Origin of the sequence: Sphingobacterium sp. DR205 (genome assembly GCF_011064245.1) — a bacterium.
GTDB lineage: Bacteria > Bacteroidota > Bacteroidia > Sphingobacteriales > Sphingobacteriaceae > Sphingobacterium > Sphingobacterium athyrii.
On record NZ_CP049333.1, the window covers coordinates 1,103,871 to 1,126,606 of the forward strand.

Here is a 22,736-nt window from a genome sequence, read left to right on the forward strand (position 1 = left end):
ATGTAGCCCTTTTGAGGCTACATAGTATTCATTTACGTTCGTAAATTACTTAGGCTCTACTAAGAATAATGGTTGATCATACTCAACAGGTTGAGCATCTTCTACCAAAATCTTAACGATTTTACCAGAAACTTCAGATTCGATTTCGTTGAACAATTTCATTGCTTCAATAATACACAATACAGAACCTGTATTGATATCATCGCCAATATTAACGAAAGATGGTTTACCCGGACCAGCTGAACGATAAAATGTACCGATCATAGGTGATTTAACGGTAATCAAGTTTGCGTCATTGCTAGCAGCTGGAGCAGCAGGAGTAGCCACCGGCGCTGGAGCTGCTGCTTGTGCAACTGGCGCTGCGGCCACAGGCGCTACAGCCGGAACAGTAGCTGTTACATACGTAGGCTCTTGATTTGTTTTTATTGTAATTTTAAAATCTTGCTCTTCAATCGAGACTTCATTCACACCTGATTTTGAAACGAATTTAATCAAGTCCTGAATTTGTTTGATATCCATACCCATAGTATTCTAGGTTTTGTTTGTTTCTTAAAAAATTCTAACTGTCAAAAGTAATAAATTATACCATAAAATGGACAATTAATACGCCCATTTTAAATAGATGGATCCCCAGGTGAAACCACCGCCGAAAGCGGCAAGGATCAGGTTATCTCCTTTTTTCAATTGAGATTCCCATTCCCATAGGCATAGTGGGATTGTCCCACTGGTGGTATTACCGTATTTTTGGATGTTTACCATCACTTTTTCGTCTGGAAGACCTACACGTTCGGCCGTCGCATCAATGATACGTTTATTGGCCTGATGAGGTACCAACCAGGCGATATCTTCTGATTTCAAGTTGTTTTTTTCCATCACTTCATGCGCTACGTCCGCCATATTGGTCACAGCAAATTTGAATACTGTACGGCCTTCTTGGTAGGCATAATGTAATCCTGCGTCAACAGTAGCATGTGAGGCTGGATTTAATGAACCACCACCTTTAATATTGAGGTACTGGCCACCGGAACCATCAGTTTTCAAAATCGCATCCTGTATACCCAATCCTTCCTCATTCGGTTCCAATAACACACAACCGCATCCATCACCAAAAAGGATACAGGTGTTGCGGTCCTGATAATTGATGACCGATGACATTTTATCTGCACCGATGACAAGCACTTTTTTGTGTGTGCCTGCGGTGATAAACTGTGTTCCGGTATTTAGACCGAACAAGAAGCCTGAACAAGCTGCCTGAAGATCGAATCCCCACGCATTTGTCGCTCCGATTTTATCGGCCAGAATATTTGCTGTGGCCGGAAACAACATATCTGGAGTACTGGTACAGAAGATAATTAAATCGATATCCGTCGCTTCTATTCCTCTCTTTTTCAATAAACCCTGAACGGCAGGTACAGCAAGATCTGATGTAGCAAGCCCTTCACCCTTTAAGATGCGTCTTTCTTTGATTCCTGTTCGTGATACAATCCACTCGTCGTTGGTATCGACCATTGTTTCCAACTCTTTGTTGGTGAGGATGTAATCCGGAACGTAACCATTTACAGCCGTAATTGCGGCATGAATCTTTGACATAAATACTTAATTGAAAATAGATCTGATGCTGTCAATGAATTTAGACTCGATCATATCTCTTGAAAATAAAACCATATTTTTAATGGCCTCCGGTGTTGAAATACCATGACCAATAATGACAGGAGCATTGACTCCTAAGATTGGACTACCGCCGTACTGCTCGTAGTTGAATCGATCGAAGAAATCATCTTTAAAACCTTTTTTCAGGGTCACTACATAAAATGATTCTGCAAGTTTTAAGACCACATTGCCCGTAAATCCATCGCAGACGTATACGTCGGCATGGTCACTGAACAGGTCGCGGCCTTCTGCATTTCCGATAAAGTTAATCTTGTCGTTGGCTTTAAGTAGGGGGTAGGTAGAGGTTGTCAGGATGTTTCCTTTTTCTTCTTCTTCTCCGATGTTCAATAATCCGACTTTAGGATTGGATACATTGAATACATGCTCGGCAAAGAGGCTGCCCAACATTGCAAATTGATTCAGCATCTCCGGTTTACAGTCTGCGTTTGCGCCGACATCCAGTAAGAGTCCGAATCCTGATTTCAATTTTGGAACAATTGATGCTATGGCTGGGCGCAATACGCCTGGAATAGCTTTTACGCTGAACATCGATCCCACGAGCATGGCTCCGGTGTTACCCGCGGATGCGAATGAGTCGATTTCTTTGTTTTTTAAATATTCAAATCCCTTTGCAATACTTGAGTTGGGTTTTTGAGTTATCGCTTTGGTTGGATGTTCGCCCATTGCAATGACTTCTGGAGCTTCCACATATTCAAAGTCAGATGAATTTCCTCCGGCTTGATCGATTAATTGCTTCGTCTCTTCAGTTTTACCAAAAAGGACTATTTTTTGGTCTCCAGTAAGCTGTTTTTGTGCTTCAATCGCACCTGTTATCGTTGCTTTAGGAGCATAATCTCCTCCTAAAATATCTAAACCAATCTTCATCCGTTATTATTTAGTAAATCAATAATACGCAAAAAACATCCCAAAATAAAGCAAATTTCTAAAATATTGCTTGTTTGGGATGTTTTGGTGTTATGAAAGGTTTACCTTAGACAACAGCTGTATTTTCAATGATCAATTTACCGTTGTAGTACAAGTTTCCGTCTACAGTGTATGCACGGTGTGGTAAATGAACTGCGCCAGTTTCTTTACATACTGTCAAGCTAGGAGCTTCAGCTTTATAATGTGTTCTTCTTTTGTCTCTTCTTGATTTAGAAGTTTTACGTTTTGGATGTGCCATCTCGTATTTTTGTTTTAGTTATTTTTAATATTTCTCAATGCTTCCCAACGTGGGTCGATAATTTCTTCTTCTTTTTGCTCCTCTGCATCCGGCTCGCTTGTAAACAAAGCCAGCATTTCAGGATCGCATGCTATGCCCTCTCCCTGCTCCTCACATTTCACGATATAGGGAACAGCTAAATTGATGTATTCGTACAATAACTCAGCTATATCCAACTCATGGTCGCTTTTTGATAAGATCAACACTTCTTCCGTGTTGTCTGTCCAATCTTCATCCGTGAATTTGACCAATATCCGTTCTTGAATTGAAATCGGTGACATAAACTCTTTCAAGCAGGTATCACAAGTCAATTGAATCTCGCCTTGGATATCAAAATGCAAAATCAACAGGTTTTCCTGTTTTTGCAATTCAACTTCTGCTTTCAGATTGCCATCTTTTACAATCGAATGTTCGTAGCAGTCAAAGAACTTTTTATTTATGTCAAATTCAAAATTGTGCTTTCCAGCGTTGAGTCCCGAAAAGGGAATTCTGTATTGTTTTAGATGTTTCACAATCTTGCATTTGAGCCTGCAAAGGTATGTATAAAATCATTAGGATCGAAATATTTTTTTAAATATTCCGGTCGAACGCTTTATATATACGCATGGCACGACTTATTCATAATAATTTTTACCTAACTCTATTTTTTCGCGTCCATTTGCCATGCGCCATTTATTGGTGTCACGTAGCGAATAGGCACAACCGCAGTATTCCTGCATGTAGAATTTCTCTTTTTTGGACACTTCAAGCATCCGTGCCGAACCACCTTTCTTGCGCCAGTTGAATGTCCAGTACTCCATACCTTCATGACGTGAGGCTGCACGTAGGCCACAGTCGTTGATCTGTTCCATGTTTTTCCAGCGGGAAATACCTAATGAACTTGAGATCACATCAAAGCCATTAGCCGCCGCATATTCTGCTGTTTTCTCGAAACGCATATCAAAGCACATGGTGCAACGGATCCCCCGTTCAGGCTCCTGTTCCATGCCTTTAGCCAGGTCAAACCAATGGTCCACATCGTAATCCGCATCAATAAAAGGGATATTGTGTTTTTCGGCAAACCGGATATTTTCATCTTTGCGCAGATCGTATTCCTTGCGTGGATGAATATTGGGATTGTAGAAATAAATCGTAAAATCGATATCTGAAGCAATCAACGCTTCCATGACTTCTCCGGAACAGGGTGCACAGCAGGAGTGTAAAAGCAATTTCTTGCCTTCTCCCGGTAATGCCAACTTCTCCCGTACAAATTCCTTCTTTTCCATAATGTATATGATATCAAAAACAAAGGCAATTTTAATCAAAAAGTAGCGGAATGACAAATATTTCCGTTTGAGTTCCCGTACTATATGTCCAAAAGAATCATATAAATTCATTGATATTCTGCATATATTAGTAGATTTGTATGTTTGACGCAATAAGCTATTTATAATAAAAAATATATGAAATTTTCATTTCGAACCTGTGTTATTGTATTGTTCGCCAGTTTAATAGGCGTTGCTTCCTGTAAAAAATTAGATGATGAACCTGAGCGTGGAGAGGCAACACTTATTTCAAGATTGTATATTTCTTTTCAGAATTATCAGGCGAATAATTCTTCGATTAAAAATCTCTTTATTGTGGACCCTGCTGATACCAATAGCTTGGATAATATCTATCAGTATCTTTCTCCTGCAAAAGGCGGGGGGCCAGTCATCTTTGACCCTAATGCAAAATCAATTTTTCAGGCGAGTTCAGGGACCGTCGCGCAGGATACCTTTATCCAGCGTATTGCACTGGACGACGTTTACGGGATTCCGGGAAATGCAAGTGCTATTGGCTATACGGGCTTTGCGAACGTCAAAGGACTGGCTTATTATACCTATGCGCAACAAAATGGTAATTCGGGATCTGTTCTGACCAATTTTCTACTTGCAGTGACAAACAATAATATGTTATATGCGGTAAGCCGTCCGGAAGGAAAAGGCGGATCGACAGGCGGTTCCAAAATTATCGATAAACAGATCAGTCTGGGGGATATTGTTCCGACATCAGTGACGCTGTTACAAAGTAACACGAGTGATCCCAATGAAAAATTGTTGTTGGTCGGGTTTGATGAGGATGGTGCTAATAAGGGTAGCGGTTTTGCTGTTTATACAAATCTTAAGCGGGAACTGATCGACAGAGCGCGGGATACCATTGTTAATTCGAATACTTTCTCCCCGGCGATGAAAGTCTATATACAGGGAAAAAAAGGCTTGGGAGCCGTGTCTTACGCACCAAATAAGGCATTATTGGCGGTTACCGCGGGAGAAGAGGTGTTATTCTTTAAGAATCCGAAGGAGTTATTTAGTGGGAGTACCAAAGAAGCCGTCTCACCTGATTATGTAATCGGTGGCACAAATACGGGGTTGAGGGCACCTTGGGGAATAGCCATTGATGATCGTACTGAAAATGGTAAATTCTTTTACGTCTCCGATTTGACTACAAGAAAAATCTCGCGTTTTGAATTGAAGGATCAAGGGAATGCAACACCCGAGATGACAAAAAATTATGGGACACTGATACCAAATTATATCTTTTTGGATGCCAGAGAAAGAACTGATTTCTAGTTTGTCAATTTATATATCAGGCAAGCAATTCGAACAGTTCTCTGATTTCCTGTTGCTTGCCTACACTTTCATTGGCTTCATAGGCCGAGAGCAGATTTCGTAAGGCACGCTTCATGATTGTCACATTGTCGCATGGATAAGTAAACTCTCGCTCAGGACCTAAGTTCAACTGCTTCAGGAACGAATTCACATCACTTTTTTGCATGATCTGCCCCCGGTTAAATGCATTGATGTAAAACAAAACATGTTCATTTCCTTCCTCATCCGAATCCATGTAAGCCAAGATAAAATGCTTGGGCAGGTTAATCCCATAGATCGGGATATCCAGCTTTTGCGCAATAATGCTATAGATACAGGATAAGGTCAGAGGGTTTCCCTGTTTCGTGTCCAAAACCTGACCGATATAAGAGTTTTGTGGATGGTGATAATCTTTTGTATTGCCAGCTAAACCAAAGGAGCCAAATAGCACGTGATTCAATAGGTTTACCTTCTCCAGGGGACTCATATCGTATTGTAGCCCGCGCCAGACCTCTGTTTTCAGATCTTCGATCTTCAACACGATTTTATGGTCTTCATAAGATGGGTACTGATAATTATTGAGGATGATAAGTCCCTCCAGCAGATTGAAGGAATTGCTCAGATTCCAGATCTGTAGCTCATTTTTGGTCTGCTCAAACTGAATTTCATGGATAATGTTTTCCAACCGCCCCTGTACCCTTGGATCGAAGCTGGATTCCCAGAATTTCTCCAAATAAGGGACAATTTCAGGACCTTGGCTTTTCAATTGATGTTCCACTTCCTGAATAACCTGTTGATCGGTATCGTCCAACAGGAATATTAACGATTTCAGCGCGCTCTCATTCATCATAACGAAGTTAAAAAAATGAATTGAGAAATGGATACAAAAAAATCCCTACAGTAATTCATGTACCAAGTAGGGATTATTCAGGTTAAATTGGCATACAATTATTTGAGCTGCCCATCCAGCATATTGACAATTCTTTTGCCGTACTCCGCATTTTTTTCGGAGTGGGTAACTTGTATGATCGTGACACCGTCATCATTCAATTGTTTGAAAAGCTCCATGATCTCTTCGCCTTGCTTGGAATTGAGGTTACCCGTAGGTTCATCGGCCAACAAGAGTTTTGGAGAGCCGGCCAATGCGCGTGCGATGCCGACAATCTGTTGCTGTCCACCGGATAGCTGAGCTGGAAACAGATCTTTCTTTCCCACAATGCCAAAACGGTCAAGCATATCGGCTACAATGGCTTTTCGCTCTTTGCCGGAAATGTCTTTATAGATCAATGGTGTTTCTATATTTTCATATACCGTCAATTCATCCAATAAATGGTAAGCTTGAAATACGTATCCAATATGAGATTGGTACAGTTGCGTCCGTTTTTTTGCTTTCATCTCCAATACATTTTCATCCATAAAGATATATTCACCTTCATCGGGTTCGTCCAGCATACCGATGATATTCAACAGGGTGGATTTTCCTGAACCCGAAGGCCCCATGATGGAGATGAAATCACCTTCTGCTATATCTAAACTGACATCTTTGAGCACAAATGAGCGTGTACCACCTACATTATACCACTTGAATAAATGTTTTAATTGTATCATTGTTAGTATTGAGTATTTAGATTTGAGTATGGAGACCCTGGTTGTATCAGCCGGAAGCTTACCTGGTATCTCTTTTTTATTTTGTCTTTTAATTTCTACTTATTCATTAATCTTTGTTCTATTCATCCCGCAGGTTATCTACCGGATTTGTCCGGGCGACTTTCAGCGACTGGAAGCTAATGGAAATCAATATTAGGATAAATATGCAAAATATCGGAATCAAAAACGACCACCACTGTATATTGACATGATATGCAAAATTGGAAAGCCATTTGTCCATGAGTAAATAAGCTAAGGGAAGGGCAATGCCGATACCGATCAGAAATAGCCTGAAAAAAGGTTTATTCAATTGGACAAAGAGCAGCTGTGCCGAGGCACCGAGTACTTTTCGGATACTCATTTCTTTCTTGCGTAATGCGGCCTGATAAGCGGCCATGCTGAACAGGCCCAACGCGGCGATAATAACCGAAAGGCTTGCGAAACTATTAAAAGCAATCTGTAGTTCCTGTTGTTTTTGGTGCTGTAACGCATATTGTTGATCCATAAAGGAATAGTCTAACGGTAAATTCTTGGCAGCCGTATTTTTCTCCCATTCTTTCTTGACCGTTTTAATTGCCCGATCAACCATTCCGGGTTTTGTTTTCACCATAAGTGTCGTTTGGAAACGCATGCTCCCACACTCATTTTTAAACGAATAGAGGGTAGGTTGAACAGCATTTTCAAAGCCATAGGCCTTACTATCTTTGACAAGGCCGACGATTTCGAAATTTGCGTCACAGCCACTGATTTTTGCGCCAATGGGATTTGAAAGCCCCAAACTTTTAGCGGCAGATTCATTGATGACCGCATAGTTGGAGAGGGAGTCACGGAGCAACTGATCCATGGACAGATTGCTATTTCCTTGTAGATTGGGAATATTTAATGTTTTGAAATAGCCCGGATCGATACCGACATGCGCAAAGGAAATATTCTTTTGTGCATAGGAGAACTCCATTTTGGGCGGTTGTTCCCCTTCTCCCGGGATATTTGTTGCGGAAGCCACTGCCGCAATGCTCGGATCATTTTCTAATCGCCGTTTCAACTGGTGGAAAGAACCATCAATTTTGGAGTCGTAATACATGCCCACTCCCCTGAAATTAACCACTTGTGCCGGCTCAAACCCTTTATCTGTATGCTGCATGTACTGAAGCTGACCCCGAATGACCAGCATTCCAGAAATAAACAGAATCGCCATGCTGATCTGAAAGGTTAATAAGACATTTCGGAATGTTCCTTTTTTTAGTATTGCGGATAATCCGCCTTTGAGCAGATTGACGGATTTGAAAGCTGAAAGAACGATGGCAGGGTATATTGCGGATAGGATCGTTGTTAATAGAACAGCGACACAGAGCTGGATAATGGTTTCAGAACTTAAAATATAGCTTCTGAGATCATCATTGAACCATCTTTGTAATATGTTGCCGGTAAGCGCCAAGGAAATGAAACTCAATACTGCCGCAGCGCTGGTCAGTATAAATACTTCCAGTAATAATTGCCTTACGATGGCCCAACGCGAACTTCCCAATATTTTTTTAAGGGCGAGCTCTTTCAGGCGTTGATCGGCTTGGGCCATAATCATATTGGCGAAATTGGCGGATGCAAGCAGGAGGATCAACAGGGAAAGGATACCAATAATCCATGTGATGAGATAGGCGGTATTGCTTCCGGTTTTTGGTCGCAGGTGCAGGTTGGCCAATGGATCCAAGTAGATCTTACCTTTGGCATAACCGGAAGAGCGTATTTTATCTTTTGGTGCGATTTCCTTGTGGTAGATTGTGTTGATCTGATCGGTCAACTTAGCGATATCTGTACCCGGTCTGACCTGAATAAAAGTCTGGTATAAAAAGGGATTATTTTCAGCAAAGAGATCCTGTGGTTCACGGATAAAAAGAAGGTCGTAATCAATCATCGAAAGACCTTGCTCTTTGATGGTGCCATAAATCGTCTCGCGCATACCCAGATCAAGGCTCATAGACGGAATGGAATGGGGGCTGTCAAAATTTAGGTCCTCCTTTTTGAAAAGCTGTTCGGCAATAGGACTTTTGACCATGGTCGCATCCTTTTGATCTTTGTTTTTGTAGAGTGGTCCGATGGCATTTTCTACCTGAAAGATCCGGGCAGCAGAAGAATCAATTAATGCAGCATTTTTGATAAGTACAGTCTTCTCCCCAAATAAGGGGTAGCTACCATAGTTGTAGACCATTTTTCGGCCGGCATAGACGATATCTGGTAAATTCTGTTTTAGCAACGGAGCAAGGGAAGGAGAGGTTTCGTCCGTAAAAGCACCTTCGGCTTCCAGACCAATTTGATAGATTTCCTTATAGTTTTGATTCCATTTATCAAAGCTTGTTTCCCGATTGATGTATTGATAGGAAAGGATAAAACCGGTAAAACCAAGTGTCAGTCCAATAATATTCAAAAATGCGAAACCCTTATTTTTTAAGAGTTTACGCCAAGCCAGTTTGAAATCATTTTGTGCCATGCCATAAAAAATGCAATCCCCTTGCCAGTGTTTTAACTGTTTTATTTTGAGTTTGTTAGGTGGTTGTTGTTCGTTTTTGATGTTCGATTTCGGACAGTTTTCGTTCGCAATCGAACATTCATTCCCCCTTTAGCCATTGGTGCATTGCCCACCACGCAACAGGCAAGGCAATGACCAAGGCAACAAACACCAATTTTTAAGATCTTCGGATTTTATTCATCCCTTAAACTATCGACCGGATTGGTCCGGATAGTTTTCCAGGTCTGATAACTAATGGTGCCTAAGGCGATGAGCACGGCACCCATACCCGCTAGAATAAAGTACATCCAGTTGATATCTATTTTATAGTTGAAGTCTCTGAGCCATAGGTTCATTGCCCACCACGCAACAGGTGAGGCAATGACCAAGGCAACAAACACCAATTTTATAAAGTCTCCGGACAGGAGTCTCAGCAATCGGAGGGTACTTGCGCCAAGCACCTTCCGTACACCGATTTCTTTTGTCCGCTGTTGTGTCACATAGGTGGCCAGTCCAAAGAGACCCAGGGCCGCCACAAAAATGGCAACAATAGCAAAACAGCTGAATATATTCTTGGTTCGTTCGACATCTTGATAAAGGGAGGCAAAACCCTCATCCAAAAAGCTGTAATTGATTTTTTGATCAGGTGAAAATTTATTCCATACGGTGTTGATCCCGTTTAGGGTCTCCTGTAGATTTTCGGGTTTAACTTTAATGGAGAGGAGTGATGGATAACCCCGTAATACCATACATAGGCCAGCGAATCCTTTACCTTTCAGCGACTCAAAAATAAAATTGTCCACGACACCAACGACTGTCCAGGTATTGCCATTGGTTATTTTTGCCCCGATGGGATTTTTTAATCCAAGGTCATCCGCCAATTTTTGGTTGATGATGGCAGCTGTGCTGTCTGTGGCCATTTTGGGATCGAAATTTCTACCTTTGGTCAGTTGCAATCCGAAGGTAGCAAGATAATCCTGGTCAATCTCCCAGAACTGCCCCTGTGTGGCCATATCCATCTCCCGTCTGCCCTCATTCCAAAAAGGGTTTCCATTTCTTTTGGCACCATCAATGGGGACAGGGAGAAAATCGCCTAGGGAGACGGAGCTGACATTTGGAATGGATTTTAATTCGTTTTTAAGACTTGGGATCTGATTTCCCAATGTACCAATACCACGCAGTACAATGACCTGTTCCTTTTTGAAACCCAGATCTTTTTCCAAGATATAGCGTATCTGCTGATTGGTCACCAGGGCACTCACAATAAGGATGATGGACGTAGCAAACTGAAAGACGACAAGACCATTTCTGAATAATGAAGATTTGGCTCCGGTGCTCTTATTTTTCAATGCGGCAATCGGCTTAAATCGGGATAGATACAAAGCAGGGTAGATTCCGGCCAGGCTGCCGATGAAAATTATCATCAGCAATAACGAAGGAAAAAAGTATACGGATGTCCAGGGAATGGTCAGGGACTTGTTGGCGAGATTGTTGAATATAGGCAACAAAGCCCAACTTAGCAATAGTCCCACGAACAGCGATAATACACTATAACAAATCGCTTCGAGCAAAAATTGCCCGACCAGTAATGTCCTTGTCGAACCAATTGTTTTCCGGATACCGATTTCTTTGGCTCTTGTGGCGGCATTGGCCGTTGACAGGTTAATAAAATTAATACAGGCAATCAGAAGAATAAACAACGCCACGGTGGCAAATGTCCATACCATGCGGATATCACCTCTATTCAGCGTACTCACTTTATCATCTTCTATATCCGAGGACTTTAAATGCATATCAAGAGCATTTTGTAGGTTGATTTTTACCTGCTCAAATAAGGGATTGAGCTTGCGTCCCGATTTTTGATATTCAGGTAAGTAGTGCTCTTTATAGTTTCTTAAAATTTCCTTTTCTGTCTGTTCGATATTGACATGCGGCTTTAATTTAACGTAGACCGTGTAATTGTTGCTGAGCCATTGGTTTTGTTCCCCGGGATAGAAAGGTTCACCTGCAAGAGACATAAAGAAGCTATAACCGGCCAGTGTAGAATTTTGAGGGATGTCTTCGATCACACCGGTAATGGTATATAGTTTGGATTTGTTATTGTTCAGGTAAATGGTCTGTCCGATAGGATCAGTTTTGAAATATTTTTTAGCTTTACTTTTCGTAATAACCAGTGTATTGGGTTGATCCAATGCATGGGCGAGTCTGCCTGAAACCATGGCTGTCGGAAACATGTCCAGAATAGATTGATCAATATAGACAAAACCGTCGTCATAAAAGCTTTGTGGATTATCGTTCAGGGAGAGCTGATTACTTCCGGCGCCAAATAAAGGGTTTGGAAGTATCCGGCCTGTTTGTTCTATGGAAGGAATTTCAGCTTTAAGGGTTGGTGCTACCGGAGCAGAAAGTGAAACCCAACGCTGTAGCTTACCTTCGATCGGAAGCTGTACGACAAGACGGTAGGTGCGGTCCATCTCCGGATAAAACTTGTTGTAACTCGTCTCATGTCTAATGTAAAGTACGATGAGTATGCAGATTGCGATACCAAAAGCAAATCCTCCGATCTTTATAAAAGAATAGAGTTTATTTTTTGCCATGTTTCGCCAAGCGATTTTTAGACTATTTCCTATCATAACAATACATTTTTAAGATCTTAATTGACCCGTAACCGACCGGTCAATCTAGACATTAGACTGAAGTCAATTGTATTGCCATTTTTTTAAGTAATTGATTTTTAGTTATTTGATATGGTTTGTGTATTTTATGCCTGTACGATATCGAACAGTTTTTCGTCCAATACCGCACAATGTTTAATAGTCAGCTCCGTCAGATGCCTGCTTCCAGCTTTTGACGAAGTAGTTGGTGCGCTTTTGAGTTTGATTGCCTCCATAAAGATATGTCGTTTTGATGAAATTACATAAAGTCTACTAATGAAATTACATAAAGTCTGCTAATGAAATTCTAAGTAAATGACAAAAAATTAAATATGCTTAATTCCATCGTATTAAAACCGGTGTAACCACTCAGGTTTACTTTAGTTTCTACCTTTTTATCATGGGATTTCTCTGCTTGAAATCAGCATTTTTTGTTTTCAGAAAATAACGTCGATTTTTCTAGGTTTAATGCTATTAAAAGCTGTCTTTTGTCACACAAGGGACAACATATGGATAATCATAGCTTTCAGAAATTACCTGAATTACTGGAACGGGAATCATCGGCCCGTATGGCTTCTGAGGCGGCCAGAGCTGCCGGGACGATAGCTTATCAGGATACAATTTTCGGGATGCAGGCATCCTTTAAAGAGACGACTGAAGATCTAAATGCCACTATAGGGCAGTTAAATGAAACTATAGGTGTTCTTTTGGAGGAGAACCGTTTATTAAGGGGGCAAAAAAAGAACAGTGGAAACAGCTCTGTTTCACCCTCCAAGGATGAAAATCGACAGCATAGAACAAGCAGTCTATGAACTCCAAGTGGAAAAAAATCAGGGGGTCAGAAAGGTCACGATGGGCACACGCTCAAAATGACAGCAACTCCAGATCAGGTTCATCATCATTGCCCCGGTTTTTGTAGCTGCTGAGGCTTAAAACTGGATGTCATGGCGGCGGAGCTTACAGCCCGCCGTCGGATAATTGATATTCCCATGGTAAAGCCCCGTTATATTGAACACCGGGTTTATGGTGTCCGCTGTAGTTGCGGATATAAAACAACCGAGACTTTTCCAGCCTGTTTCCCAAATGCTGTCCCGGTTCATGATTGCTGAAAGAGCCATTTAAACACAACCGCTGTCGGCCATCGGATCTGTACAGCACATCTACTCCGAGAACTGCTCTTCTTCAAACAAAAATATAAATCTCCATGGGCAGCGCAGTTCAGTGAAATGATCATGATGGCTATCAAGCTCAAAAAAACTATCAATCCCGGGCAGTATCAAAATCCGATAAAAGAGAGGTCAGCTATTGAAGCTATATTAGATGGTTTATTACGGAAAAATATAGATCCTGGCCATATAGAAGTGATTACTTTCCAAAAAAGAATTATTATGTACAAAAACTATTTGTTAACGTTCTTATATCATCAACGATGTTCCGCCGGAAAATAATGCCTCCGAAAGAGCTATCCGTAATATAAAAGTGAAACAAAAGATCTCAGGAATGTTTAAATCTGCTAAAGGAGCACAGAATTATGCAATCATTCATTCTATTACTGACACCTGCAACAAAAATCAGCAGAACATCTTAAATGCGTTCCGGACTATTGAAGCGACATAACCTGAGTGGTTACGACCTGAGTTACAAATAGAAAATGGAAATTTTCATTAATGATAATGTTTTAGGTTGTTTTCATATTGAGAAAATGCTACACTTTTGTGTAGTATTTTTCTGTTTTTATTTGGTAAAATTAAAAAAATAACTATATTGATTTTAATTAAATTATACAATCTCAACTTAAAGGGATTTTTTTTAAATTTAAATGCGTACTAATTATAAATAACTATTTATTTTACTTACTTATAAGGACCAGCATGAGGCTATTTATATTTTTAGTGTTTTAAAATAAATTATTGTCTAGTTTCTTAATTTGTGTGCTAAATATCTTTTGGATAATATAGAATTTTTTTATGACTTATATTTAGGGTTAAAATATAAATCGTTTTCAATTATATATAATTAGTGTAAAACGATAATAAGATTTTTATAGAAAATCTTCGATCGATTGCAAACGAATTGAGGAAACAGCATGCTCGCTGTCAAAACTGTAGCCTCCAATCTATATCCTGGAGTGTAAGGATATTATAAACTTAAATAACACAAAAATGAAAAAGATCACGTTAAAATCAATTAAAAATCAGGAAATCCTCTCTCGTGATGAATTGAAAAAAATAACCGGTGGAAGTGATGGCAGTGGTGCAGTTGGATGCGCTGGCAAAAGAGAATGGGATTCTTGTACACAATCTAACGGAAATATAGGGAAATGTCAATACTTGCCCTTCAATTCTGGCTTAGTTTGTTTTAGAAATTAGTTTATACTAAAAGTATAGCCAATAGTTTTCTATTGGCTATACAAATTAAGAATAGGATGAAAAATGCAATTCGTATTCAAGTAATTTTATGGTCTTTAATTTGCTTCGTTATCGTTAACGTAAATGCCCAAAATAATTTGGAGAACATTGCCGAGAGTTTTGGAGATTCTTATTTTAGGTTTGAAGTAAGGGACAATGCAAATAAAAAAGCTTTATCGCTCAAGTTGACCCTAACGAGTAATTTGACGAGCTATTATGATATAAATATTCCCATTCAGGGAAATTTAGATACCCTTTTAAAAATACCGTCATTTAAGATGACCTCAGCAATTTTGAAAATAGACAGTATCGAGAGGTATATATTTTTCTTTCCAAATGACACTACTAAAGTAATTTTTAAATTCGATTCCAACGAAAGTTCTGATATCCAATATAAAGGCCCTTACGAAACGATATTTCGTGAAACAAAAGCCATCCAAAACTTATTTACCAACTTATTCAATGGGGGAATATCGTCTAATGACTATGTATTCGAACCCAACGCTTATCGTGATCGCGCATTGATATCAATGAAAGAAAAGATAGATAAGATTAAAAATACAACATTATCGATGGATTCAAAAATATGCCTAGATAGAACATTTGCAGCAGTATATGCAAAAATGTTCTTATTAGATCCGAATAATGGAATGTATATTGATAATGTTGATGCTGGGATGGACAAAGAGAGGGCTAAAATAAAAAATAGGATTAATTTAGATTATTACACTTTTTTAAAAGATTTAGATCTCAATAATAAAGATTATCTACTATCAAACTATTATAATGAATTAACAAAATCTTTATTGGCCGATAGTGTGCTAGACTTACCCAAAACAGATCAAATTTCATCAAAAGATTGGATGAAGACAGCAACGACAATACTCGCGCCGCTGTTGGGATATTCTGAGGGCTATTTTTATAATATTATGTTGGCAAATGCTTATTTGGATCAAATCGCTAGAGGTAAATTACTTTCAGATCGACAATCTAAAGATATTGTTGGATATTTTAATGATAAATCATTTTCTGATTATTTATTATATCAAAATAATATAAATAAAATTAGGATTACAAATGATAAAGGACGAGTTTATGATTGGTCTAATCTAGACAAGATTAACATACTCTCAGAAATCATACAAAAATATCCTTCTAAAACTGTAGCCATAGACTTTTGGGCAACCTGGTGCGCGCCCTGTTTAACCGCCATGGATGAAATTAAGCCAATAAAGGAAAAATATACTGATGTCGTTTTTGTCTATATTACAGATATGTCATCTTCTAGAACTTTGTGGAATAATCAAGTCAAAAATATAGCAGGTGATCATTTTTATCTTTCATCTAAACAAATGGAGGAGCTTCAAAGGCAAATGAATTTTTCATCGATCCCAACTTATTTAATTTACAATACGAAAGGTGAATTGATGAATCAAATGACAGGGTTTCCTGGGGTAAAAAAATTTGAAGAAATTCTGAGGGATACACAAAAGTAAACTTAATTAACATCTGATTGACAGTTTTGTAGTTTATTACTTAGTAATTTATGGAGAAAAAGTATGACTTATTTATCTAAGTATATGACAAAAAATTAAATATCCTCAATTCCATCATATTAAAACCGGTTAAAAGGAATCTAGATAAATAATCCAAACCATATTTGAATACACTAACAGACCTTCTGCCATGTGTTTTATTTTTTATCTTTTCAGTATTCTCGTCAATAAAATCGCCCATGCGATAGCACCAGACGAATGCGATCATGGTTAAAAGAAACAATTTTTCCAGTCTTTCCAAATCGGCCGCATTCATATCTTCTCTAAAATGGCCTCGTAAAACCGTTAACAATCCTGTATCTTTATCGCTTGGACTGGTCTTTATTTATAAGTAATTATCTCAAAAAAAATTTATTAACATAATGAATGTCAGTTTATTATACAAATTTAAAACCACTAACTTTTACTGCTTTATTCCTCTATCTCTTTCAGTTCGAGATGTCCGCAGAGTTCGAGCATCATTTTTGCCGGATCCGTGTCGATGGCCAAGGCAATCAAGTACATTTCATCCAAACGTAATTTAGCGGTCTCGGTCATGGTTAATTCATTGATCCTTGCCTTACTTAATCCTGTTTTGCGGGCAATCTGAGATTTATTTACAGATTTCTTCGCTAAAAATTCGCCTAATTTTGTCATCCTTTTTTTTAATAATCTGTCCTTTTGTATAGATAAATATATACAATGTTATTTTTATTTATACAAATGTTTTTGTTTTTAGAATATATTCTGTTCTTTTGTATTGATAATCTATATAAATGTTATGAGTGATAAATTTAAACCTAGCACGAAAGTGTATAAAAGGAAATGTCAAGAGATAGAAATATTGATATTTTACCGGATGATATTGCACCGTATCTCGCGGCATTTGTCGCCTGAGGAAGTTTCTTTTTTAATGGGTAAGCCATTGGATTTTATGACTAAAATTGAGACATTCAGGATTAAGCAAATTTCTATGCACGATGTATTTGTCATGAATGATGTATTGGCTATAAATAACCTAGATACTATGGTGCATATGGGTGTTAAAATATCGTCAGCGGAGAAAAGATACGAATTGCATATGACAAAACTGGCTGACCGGGTTATTTACCGGCTATATAAAGTTGATGAGGAGCAAGATCAGCGAGTAATCGAATTTAAATTAATAGACATTCGTCACGATATTGATCCTTATGAAAGTTCTACAGCGGATGAAGTGGAAAAGATAGCGGCTTTTTTGGAGGAGACAATTGATGCTGGATATTTTAACGAGGAAAAACAACCTGACGAGGTGCATAAGTTATGTTGCGAGAAGTTGGAGAGCTATGTACGACCTAAAAATCTGATGAAGGTGCTCAATGATCTGCTCAGTCTGTCTGGCGAACGCAAAATTGTTCAGAAAGAATCTCCATATGGGTTTGCCTATGTTTTAGCGGCTCACACGGAATCGACTGAAAAGAAATAAGCAATTTTTAACTGTTCACATCGAACAGCTAAAAATTGTTACAAAGATCCTAAGCCGTAGGTACACCAATTATAACTTCCATTCCCTTTAGCTTAATAACAGTTTGCACTATTTAAACTTCGCACACCTACGGCTTATTTATTCGTCCCGTAAACTATTGACGGGATTGATGCGGGCTGTCCGGAATATCCGGACAGCAATAATCGCTAAAGTTGTCAAACCGATAAACAATCCCGTGAAAACAAATAGGGCAATCGGAACATCAATATGGTAGTAGAAATTTTCCAACCATTTGTGCGTAAACCACCATGCTGTGGGAAAAGCAATTAGAATAGCGATCAGCAGGAGCACGATAAAGGATCTGGAAATCATATAGGTGATCGTATTTACTGAAGCCCCCAATACTTTACGGATACCGATTTCTTTTACCCGTCGTTCTAGCGTATAAATGGCAATGGCTACGATCCCTAAGATAGCAATCAGCATACTGGCCCCCGTAAAAAGTGCCAATTGCTGGTACTGTTTTTTCTCTTTGTTATATTGATGCTGTACCTGATCTTCCTGCCAGTTGATCTGCGCGATCCGGTTAGGGAAAAATTTGTTCCAGGTACTGTTTACCAAGGCTAAAGCTTCCTTTTTCTTGCCTTCTTCTACGCGGATAAGCATGCAGCCGCCTTCCCATTCCTTTTGTGCCTTAATCGCAAAAGGGCCGATCGGAAACTTTAAACTTGCTCCGTTAAACTCTTTAAATACGCCCACCGGTGTATTTTTTAGAGGCTCGTTGCTCCTATTGAGTTTTAAAGATAGCCGCTGGGCGGTGCCTTCGGAAATGAGCATGTTTGTAAAGACCGGTTGTCCATTGTGTACCGAATCCGTAAATGGTCTGTCCATTGCATAGTCCGCACTCAAAGGCCGGCCGTCAAGAAGCTTTATGCCCATTGTTTTGATGTAATCATAGTCCGCATAAACAAATACAACCGCGAGATCTTCGTTCGGATTATCGGGGTCTTTTACTGTTTTAAAATCCACACTCCCACTAAAGGGAGTCCAACCTGTGAGGCTGACCGATGAGATGTATGAATTTTTTAATAGCTCCTGTTTGAAAGCCTGATCCTTTCCTTCCCAGGAGGTATAGTTGATGGCCAAAAGATTTTTAGGTTCGTAGCCAAGATCTTTGCTGTACAGGTAATTCAATTGCGCCCGCATGGACATCATACAGATCGCTACGACAATGGCAATGGCAAACTGGATAACAACCAGTACTTTGGTAAATGCCATATTGAGCGGAAGTCTGAAGAAAGAAAGCTGCCTCCGAAGTTCCAATGATGGCTGCGTTTTTGATAGAGACAATGCCGTAGGTAAGCTGCACAGCCAGCCCAGAAGGATCCAGGTGGATAATAATCCAACAAACATTAATAAGGAATGCTGGTAGCTCATCGTCAATGGATGTTCTAAATAATGTTCAAATGCCGGGCTGATAAGCACATAACCAAAAAATGCAATCAGAAAAGAGCCGGCAAAGAGTATGGTACTCTCCAGGCCCATTTGCATAATCAGATTCTTTCGGCTTGCACCCAATACTTTGCGGATTCCTATCTGCTGTGCGCGTTTTAAGGCATGGGCAAAGCTCAGGTTGATGTAATTGATACTGACCAATACAAGGATCAAGAGCGCTATTCCAGCCAGCAGATAAATATCCTGCATCGGATTCTCCCATCCTGTAATACTTAGTAAGTGTATGTCTTTGATGGGCTCAATGATAAGATTGTGTCCTTTCGCCCAGTCATTCAGTTTCTGTGCATTGTACCATTTGTTTATTTTAGTTGAAAAGCTGTTAATGTCAGTTGTGCTTTTGAGTAATAGAAGCTGTGTTTGCAATGAACCAGTCTCTGCCGGATTGAATTCATTGACCTTAGGCATCAGCACGAGGGCTTCTGCCTGAAAGGAAGAATTATGGGGCATATCCTCAATAATGGCATTGACATAATAAGCTTCGGGCTCCCCTTCTTGTGGTTTATTGTAGAATGTGCTGCCGAGCACGTCTTTTCCGCCGAAGTGTTTTTGTACAGCGGAGGCTGTCAATGTGATATTTTTTGCTCCGGCAATGACTTGTTTCGGATTTCCAGCGATTATTTTTGCGTCAAAAAGATTGAAAAAACCACTGTCAATTTCCAGCGTATTGATTTCGGCTAGTCGCTTCGAGCGCTTGTTTATGGTTAATTTTGGTGAAAATGAATTGATTGAAGTATAGCCAAGCACCTCTGGAAAATTAGCTTTTAATGTGGCCGAGATACCTTCGGGAGCTCCTGAAATATTGTTTGTGACACCTTCCTTTGTTTCTTTGGGCACTATTCGCATTCGGTAAAGCTCATTGGAGTTGCTCCATTGTCTGTCGTAAGAAAGTTCATCAACGACAAGTGAACTGATCAACATAAATACGAACAAAGCAATGGTTAACCCAACGAGGTTTGATAGCGAATAGATCCGATTGTGTGTCAATGTCCGCCAGGCGGTTTTAAGATGGTTCTTTATCATACTGTTTATATGGATTGGTTTATGATATTATTCATCCCTTAATTTTTCGACCGGATTAAACCGGGTGGCCCGAAATACGATGAAGCCCACCAGCAGACCCAGCATGCTCAGCAGTATGCCCAGTGGCAACAGGTAGGTGAATGCATTGATTTCTATTCGGATGATATAGTTCTGTAGCCAGTGTTGCATCAGCATATAGCTTGATGGGACTGTTACCAAAATCGCCAACAAAAATATGCCATAGTACTCTTTCGAAAATAACAGCATCAAATGTGCTAAGGAGGCGCCCAGCACTTTGCGGATGCCTACTTCCTTGTTACGGAGATGAATCGATAGGGAGATCAGGCCGGTTAATCCCAACACGACGATCAAAAGTGAAACCGCGCTCGCGATCTGCGCCGCCCGGTGCAGTTGCAGTTCCGTTTCGTATAAACCTTTGATGCGGTCATCCATAAATTGATATTTAAATGGCGCATCCGGCATCAATTGTTTCCATTTCTTTTCCAGTCCTTGCACGGCGCTGGACAGTTGACCCGGTTTTAAACGGATACTTAGGTATCGGTATTGGAAACTTTCACGGATATCTGTCCAGGCGATCGCCGGAGATGCCTGATGGAGAGAATTTGCGACAAAGTTGTCGGTAACCCCTACAATGGTCATCTTATCTTTTGGATCATTTAGTGCGATCTGCTGACCGATCGTACTTTGAGCATCACTGAAACCAAAATCTTCCATGGCTTTTTTGTTGATAACAACGGGTCGATTAGTGGTACCGGTCACCGCATTTTTCGGTAAAAAGGTGCCGGCCAATAAGGGGATTTCATAGGTTTCCAGAAAATAACCGTCACTGGTAATGCGTTGTACCTGTACGTCCGTGTCGTTGTTATTGCCAAAAGCCGGTTGCATATTGAAGCCTAATAACCCAGGGGTTTCATAGGAAAGACTCACGGACTTAACCGCTGATTCCTGCAGCAGCTCATGCCGGATGGTCTCCATTTTCCGGATACCATTTTCAGACCAGTCCCTTGGTGCCTGTACCGTCAATAGATAATCCTTGTTGTATCCTAAATTACTGTTTATGAATAGATTGACCTGTTTGGAGATAATCAGGGTACAGACCAGGAGGAGCAGGGCAACGGCAAACTGAAAGAACAGTAGCACTTTTCGAATCAATTGCTTGTCACCCAATGCGGAGAACTGATTTTTTACCGAGGGAAGTATCTTGATATTGGACAGTTTAATTGCCGGATATAGTCCCGCCAGCATACCGACCACTATAGTCAACAGGCCTAATAAACCAAAAAAATAGCCCGGTAAATTGATCAGAGACGGCAGCTCGCGCATCAGCACATGTGCAAACAAAGGGTGTACCATGCAATACATGGGTAGACTGATCAAGGCTGCAATAGCTACGATAAGAATATACTCTGTCAGCAATTGTCTTACCAATTGTAATCTGGAAGAACCCATAATCTTGCGCACACCGATTTCCTTCAATCGTGTAATATGCTGTGCAATACTAAAATTGATAAAGTTGATGATGGCCATGACCAGGATAAAAATGGCTATCCAGATTAACGTCTGAATCATCTTGCGGACAGCGCCCTGATTATCATCTAAATAATAGCTTTTCAACGGCTTTAGGTCGGGGCTGTATTGGCTGGCGAATTCCTGATCGGTGTTTTTATGCACCAGCGTTTGAATCGCCGCATCCAGTTGTTGTGTCGTCACCCCGGCTTTCAATTCGAGGTAACCTGCAATGTAAGGATTATTCCAGTTATCCACGGATCTGCCGAAGTATTGTTCGTTGGCAATGGGCAGGAAGATATCGGAATGCATATCCTTTGTTAGATCCATGACCGCATTTTGTACGGTAGTTTTTATAATGGCAGTAATTTCAAAATCATGTTTTTCGCCTTTGAAATTTTTAATCTGCAAGGTTTTTCCCAGAACATTTATGTTTCCAAAATATTTTAAGGCGGCCCGGTCAGTGATCACGACAGAAAAGGGGTTGTTCAGCGCGGTCTTGGGATTGCCCGCTAAAAGCTCAAAACCAAACATGGTCAAAAGGCTAGGATCTCCGAGTGCCATTCCTTCTTCATGGATCGTAGCACCATTGGCGATAATACCTGTCAATCCATCGATACGATAATAGTTGGCCACCAAATCCGGATAGTCTTCATAGAGGGCTTTGGGTAGTGCTCCAATCGTGGTCAAATTGATTCCAAAACCTTCCTTCTTATACTTGCTCTGTAATAAAAATTGCTGATCTATATTTTTGATTTTACTATTTACCCGATGAACATCCCACATATAGGCCCCGACCAGCAGTAAAAAGGTAATGCCAAGAGTCAATCCGATCAGGTTGATCAGGTTTTGAATTTTCTTCTTTCGAATATTCCGCCAGGCAATCTTGAAGTTTGTAAAAGTCATTGTCACTTGTATAAGGGTTATTTCCGTCACCGCATAAAGACCGGATGCCAGCTTCGGTTTTCGCTAGTTTTTGTATCC

19 protein-coding genes are annotated in these 22,736 nt (G+C 40.0%); 5 read left to right on the top strand and 14 right to left on the bottom strand.

The window, feature by feature from the left end:
• Positions 1–45: 45 nt before the first annotated feature.
• The 6 genes from accB to G6053_RS04630 all read right to left on the bottom strand — a co-directional run bounded on the left by accB (position 46) and on the right by G6053_RS04630 (position 4,137).
• A complete protein-coding gene (accB, locus tag G6053_RS04605; RefSeq protein ID WP_108635888.1) occupies positions 46–525 on the bottom strand; it encodes an acetyl-CoA carboxylase biotin carboxyl carrier protein in 480 nt (159 codons plus the stop codon).
• Positions 526–600: 75 nt separating this feature from the next.
• Entirely contained in the window at positions 601–1,590 is a 990-nt protein-coding gene (locus tag G6053_RS04610) for a beta-ketoacyl-ACP synthase III (protein ID WP_108635887.1), read from the bottom strand.
• Between the two features lie 6 nt (positions 1,591–1,596).
• Positions 1,597–2,535 carry a phosphate acyltransferase PlsX gene (plsX, locus tag G6053_RS04615; protein WP_104384882.1) on the bottom strand — a complete coding sequence of 313 codons (939 nt, stop codon included), beginning with the start codon at positions 2,533–2,535 and terminating at the stop codon, positions 1,597–1,599.
• A gap of 106 nt (positions 2,536–2,641) precedes the next feature.
• A complete protein-coding gene (rpmF, locus tag G6053_RS04620) occupies positions 2,642–2,833 on the bottom strand; it encodes a 50S ribosomal protein L32 (RefSeq protein ID WP_046672269.1) in 192 nt (63 codons plus the stop codon).
• A 14-nt stretch (positions 2,834–2,847) separates the two neighbouring features.
• Entirely contained in the window at positions 2,848–3,384 is a 537-nt protein-coding gene (locus tag G6053_RS04625) for a DUF177 domain-containing protein (RefSeq protein WP_104384881.1), read from the bottom strand.
• Positions 3,385–3,486: 102 nt separating this feature from the next.
• A complete protein-coding gene (locus G6053_RS04630) occupies positions 3,487–4,137 on the bottom strand; it encodes an epoxyqueuosine reductase QueH (RefSeq protein ID WP_104385119.1) in 651 nt (216 codons plus the stop codon).
• 177 nt (positions 4,138–4,314) lie between these two features.
• Between G6053_RS04630 and G6053_RS04635 the strand changes: the two genes are divergently transcribed.
• A complete protein-coding gene (locus G6053_RS04635; RefSeq protein ID WP_165305667.1) occupies positions 4,315–5,463 on the top strand; it encodes a hypothetical protein in 1,149 nt (382 codons plus the stop codon).
• A gap of 16 nt (positions 5,464–5,479) precedes the next feature.
• Here G6053_RS04635 and G6053_RS04640 read toward each other — a convergent pair whose 3' ends face one another.
• The 5 genes from G6053_RS04640 to G6053_RS30880 form a co-directional block, all read right to left on the bottom strand.
• Entirely contained in the window at positions 5,480–6,331 is an 852-nt protein-coding gene (locus tag G6053_RS04640; RefSeq protein ID WP_313533326.1) for a transglutaminase-like domain-containing protein, read from the bottom strand.
• 98 nt (positions 6,332–6,429) lie between these two features.
• The gene (locus tag G6053_RS04645; protein ID WP_165305668.1) at positions 6,430–7,089 is read right to left on the bottom strand and encodes an ABC transporter ATP-binding protein; all 660 of its coding nucleotides are present in this window, start codon (positions 7,087–7,089) and stop codon (positions 6,430–6,432) included.
• 118 nt (positions 7,090–7,207) lie between these two features.
• Positions 7,208–9,610 (bottom strand): FtsX-like permease family protein, encoded by a 2,403-nt coding sequence (locus G6053_RS04650; RefSeq protein WP_165305669.1) that lies wholly within the window; start codon positions 9,608–9,610, stop codon positions 7,208–7,210.
• 212 nt (positions 9,611–9,822) lie between these two features.
• Positions 9,823–12,225, bottom strand: a complete 2,403-nt coding sequence (locus G6053_RS04655; RefSeq protein ID WP_241254926.1) for an ABC transporter permease — start codon at positions 12,223–12,225, stop codon at positions 9,823–9,825.
• A 164-nt stretch (positions 12,226–12,389) separates the two neighbouring features.
• Positions 12,390–12,518 carry a hypothetical protein gene (locus G6053_RS30880; protein WP_277603200.1) on the bottom strand — a complete coding sequence of 43 codons (129 nt, stop codon included), beginning with the start codon at positions 12,516–12,518 and terminating at the stop codon, positions 12,390–12,392.
• Positions 12,519–12,791: 273 nt separating this feature from the next.
• On the opposite strand from G6053_RS30880, the gene G6053_RS04660 reads away from it, so the two are divergent.
• From G6053_RS04660 to G6053_RS04675, 3 genes are all read left to right on the top strand, one after another.
• Entirely contained in the window at positions 12,792–13,094 is a 303-nt protein-coding gene (locus tag G6053_RS04660) for a hypothetical protein (protein WP_165305671.1), read from the top strand.
• Between the two features lie 1,350 nt (positions 13,095–14,444).
• Complete coding sequence (locus tag G6053_RS04670) at positions 14,445–14,651, top strand: hypothetical protein (protein WP_165305672.1); 207 nt, start codon at positions 14,445–14,447, stop codon at positions 14,649–14,651.
• Positions 14,652–14,707: 56 nt separating this feature from the next.
• Positions 14,708–16,186, top strand: a complete 1,479-nt coding sequence (locus tag G6053_RS04675) for a thioredoxin family protein (protein ID WP_165305673.1) — start codon at positions 14,708–14,710, stop codon at positions 16,184–16,186.
• 471 nt (positions 16,187–16,657) lie between these two features.
• On the opposite strand, the gene G6053_RS04680 is transcribed toward G6053_RS04675, so the two are convergent.
• Positions 16,658–16,882, bottom strand: a complete 225-nt coding sequence (locus G6053_RS04680) for a helix-turn-helix transcriptional regulator (protein WP_165305674.1) — start codon at positions 16,880–16,882, stop codon at positions 16,658–16,660.
• A gap of 124 nt (positions 16,883–17,006) precedes the next feature.
• Between G6053_RS04680 and G6053_RS04685 the strand changes: the two genes are divergently transcribed.
• Positions 17,007–17,690: a hypothetical protein gene (locus tag G6053_RS04685; protein ID WP_165305675.1), complete on the top strand. Its 684-nt coding sequence runs from the start codon at positions 17,007–17,009 to the stop codon at positions 17,688–17,690.
• Positions 17,691–17,828: 138 nt separating this feature from the next.
• On the opposite strand, the gene G6053_RS04690 is transcribed toward G6053_RS04685, so the two are convergent.
• Together G6053_RS04690 and G6053_RS04695 are read right to left on the bottom strand one after the other, a co-directional pair.
• Positions 17,829–20,225: an ABC transporter permease gene (locus G6053_RS04690; protein ID WP_108635876.1), complete on the bottom strand. Its 2,397-nt coding sequence runs from the start codon at positions 20,223–20,225 to the stop codon at positions 17,829–17,831.
• A gap of 27 nt (positions 20,226–20,252) precedes the next feature.
• Positions 20,253–22,658 (bottom strand): ABC transporter permease, encoded by a 2,406-nt coding sequence (locus tag G6053_RS04695; RefSeq protein WP_108635875.1) that lies wholly within the window; start codon positions 22,656–22,658, stop codon positions 20,253–20,255.
• Positions 22,659–22,736 lie beyond the last annotated feature (78 nt).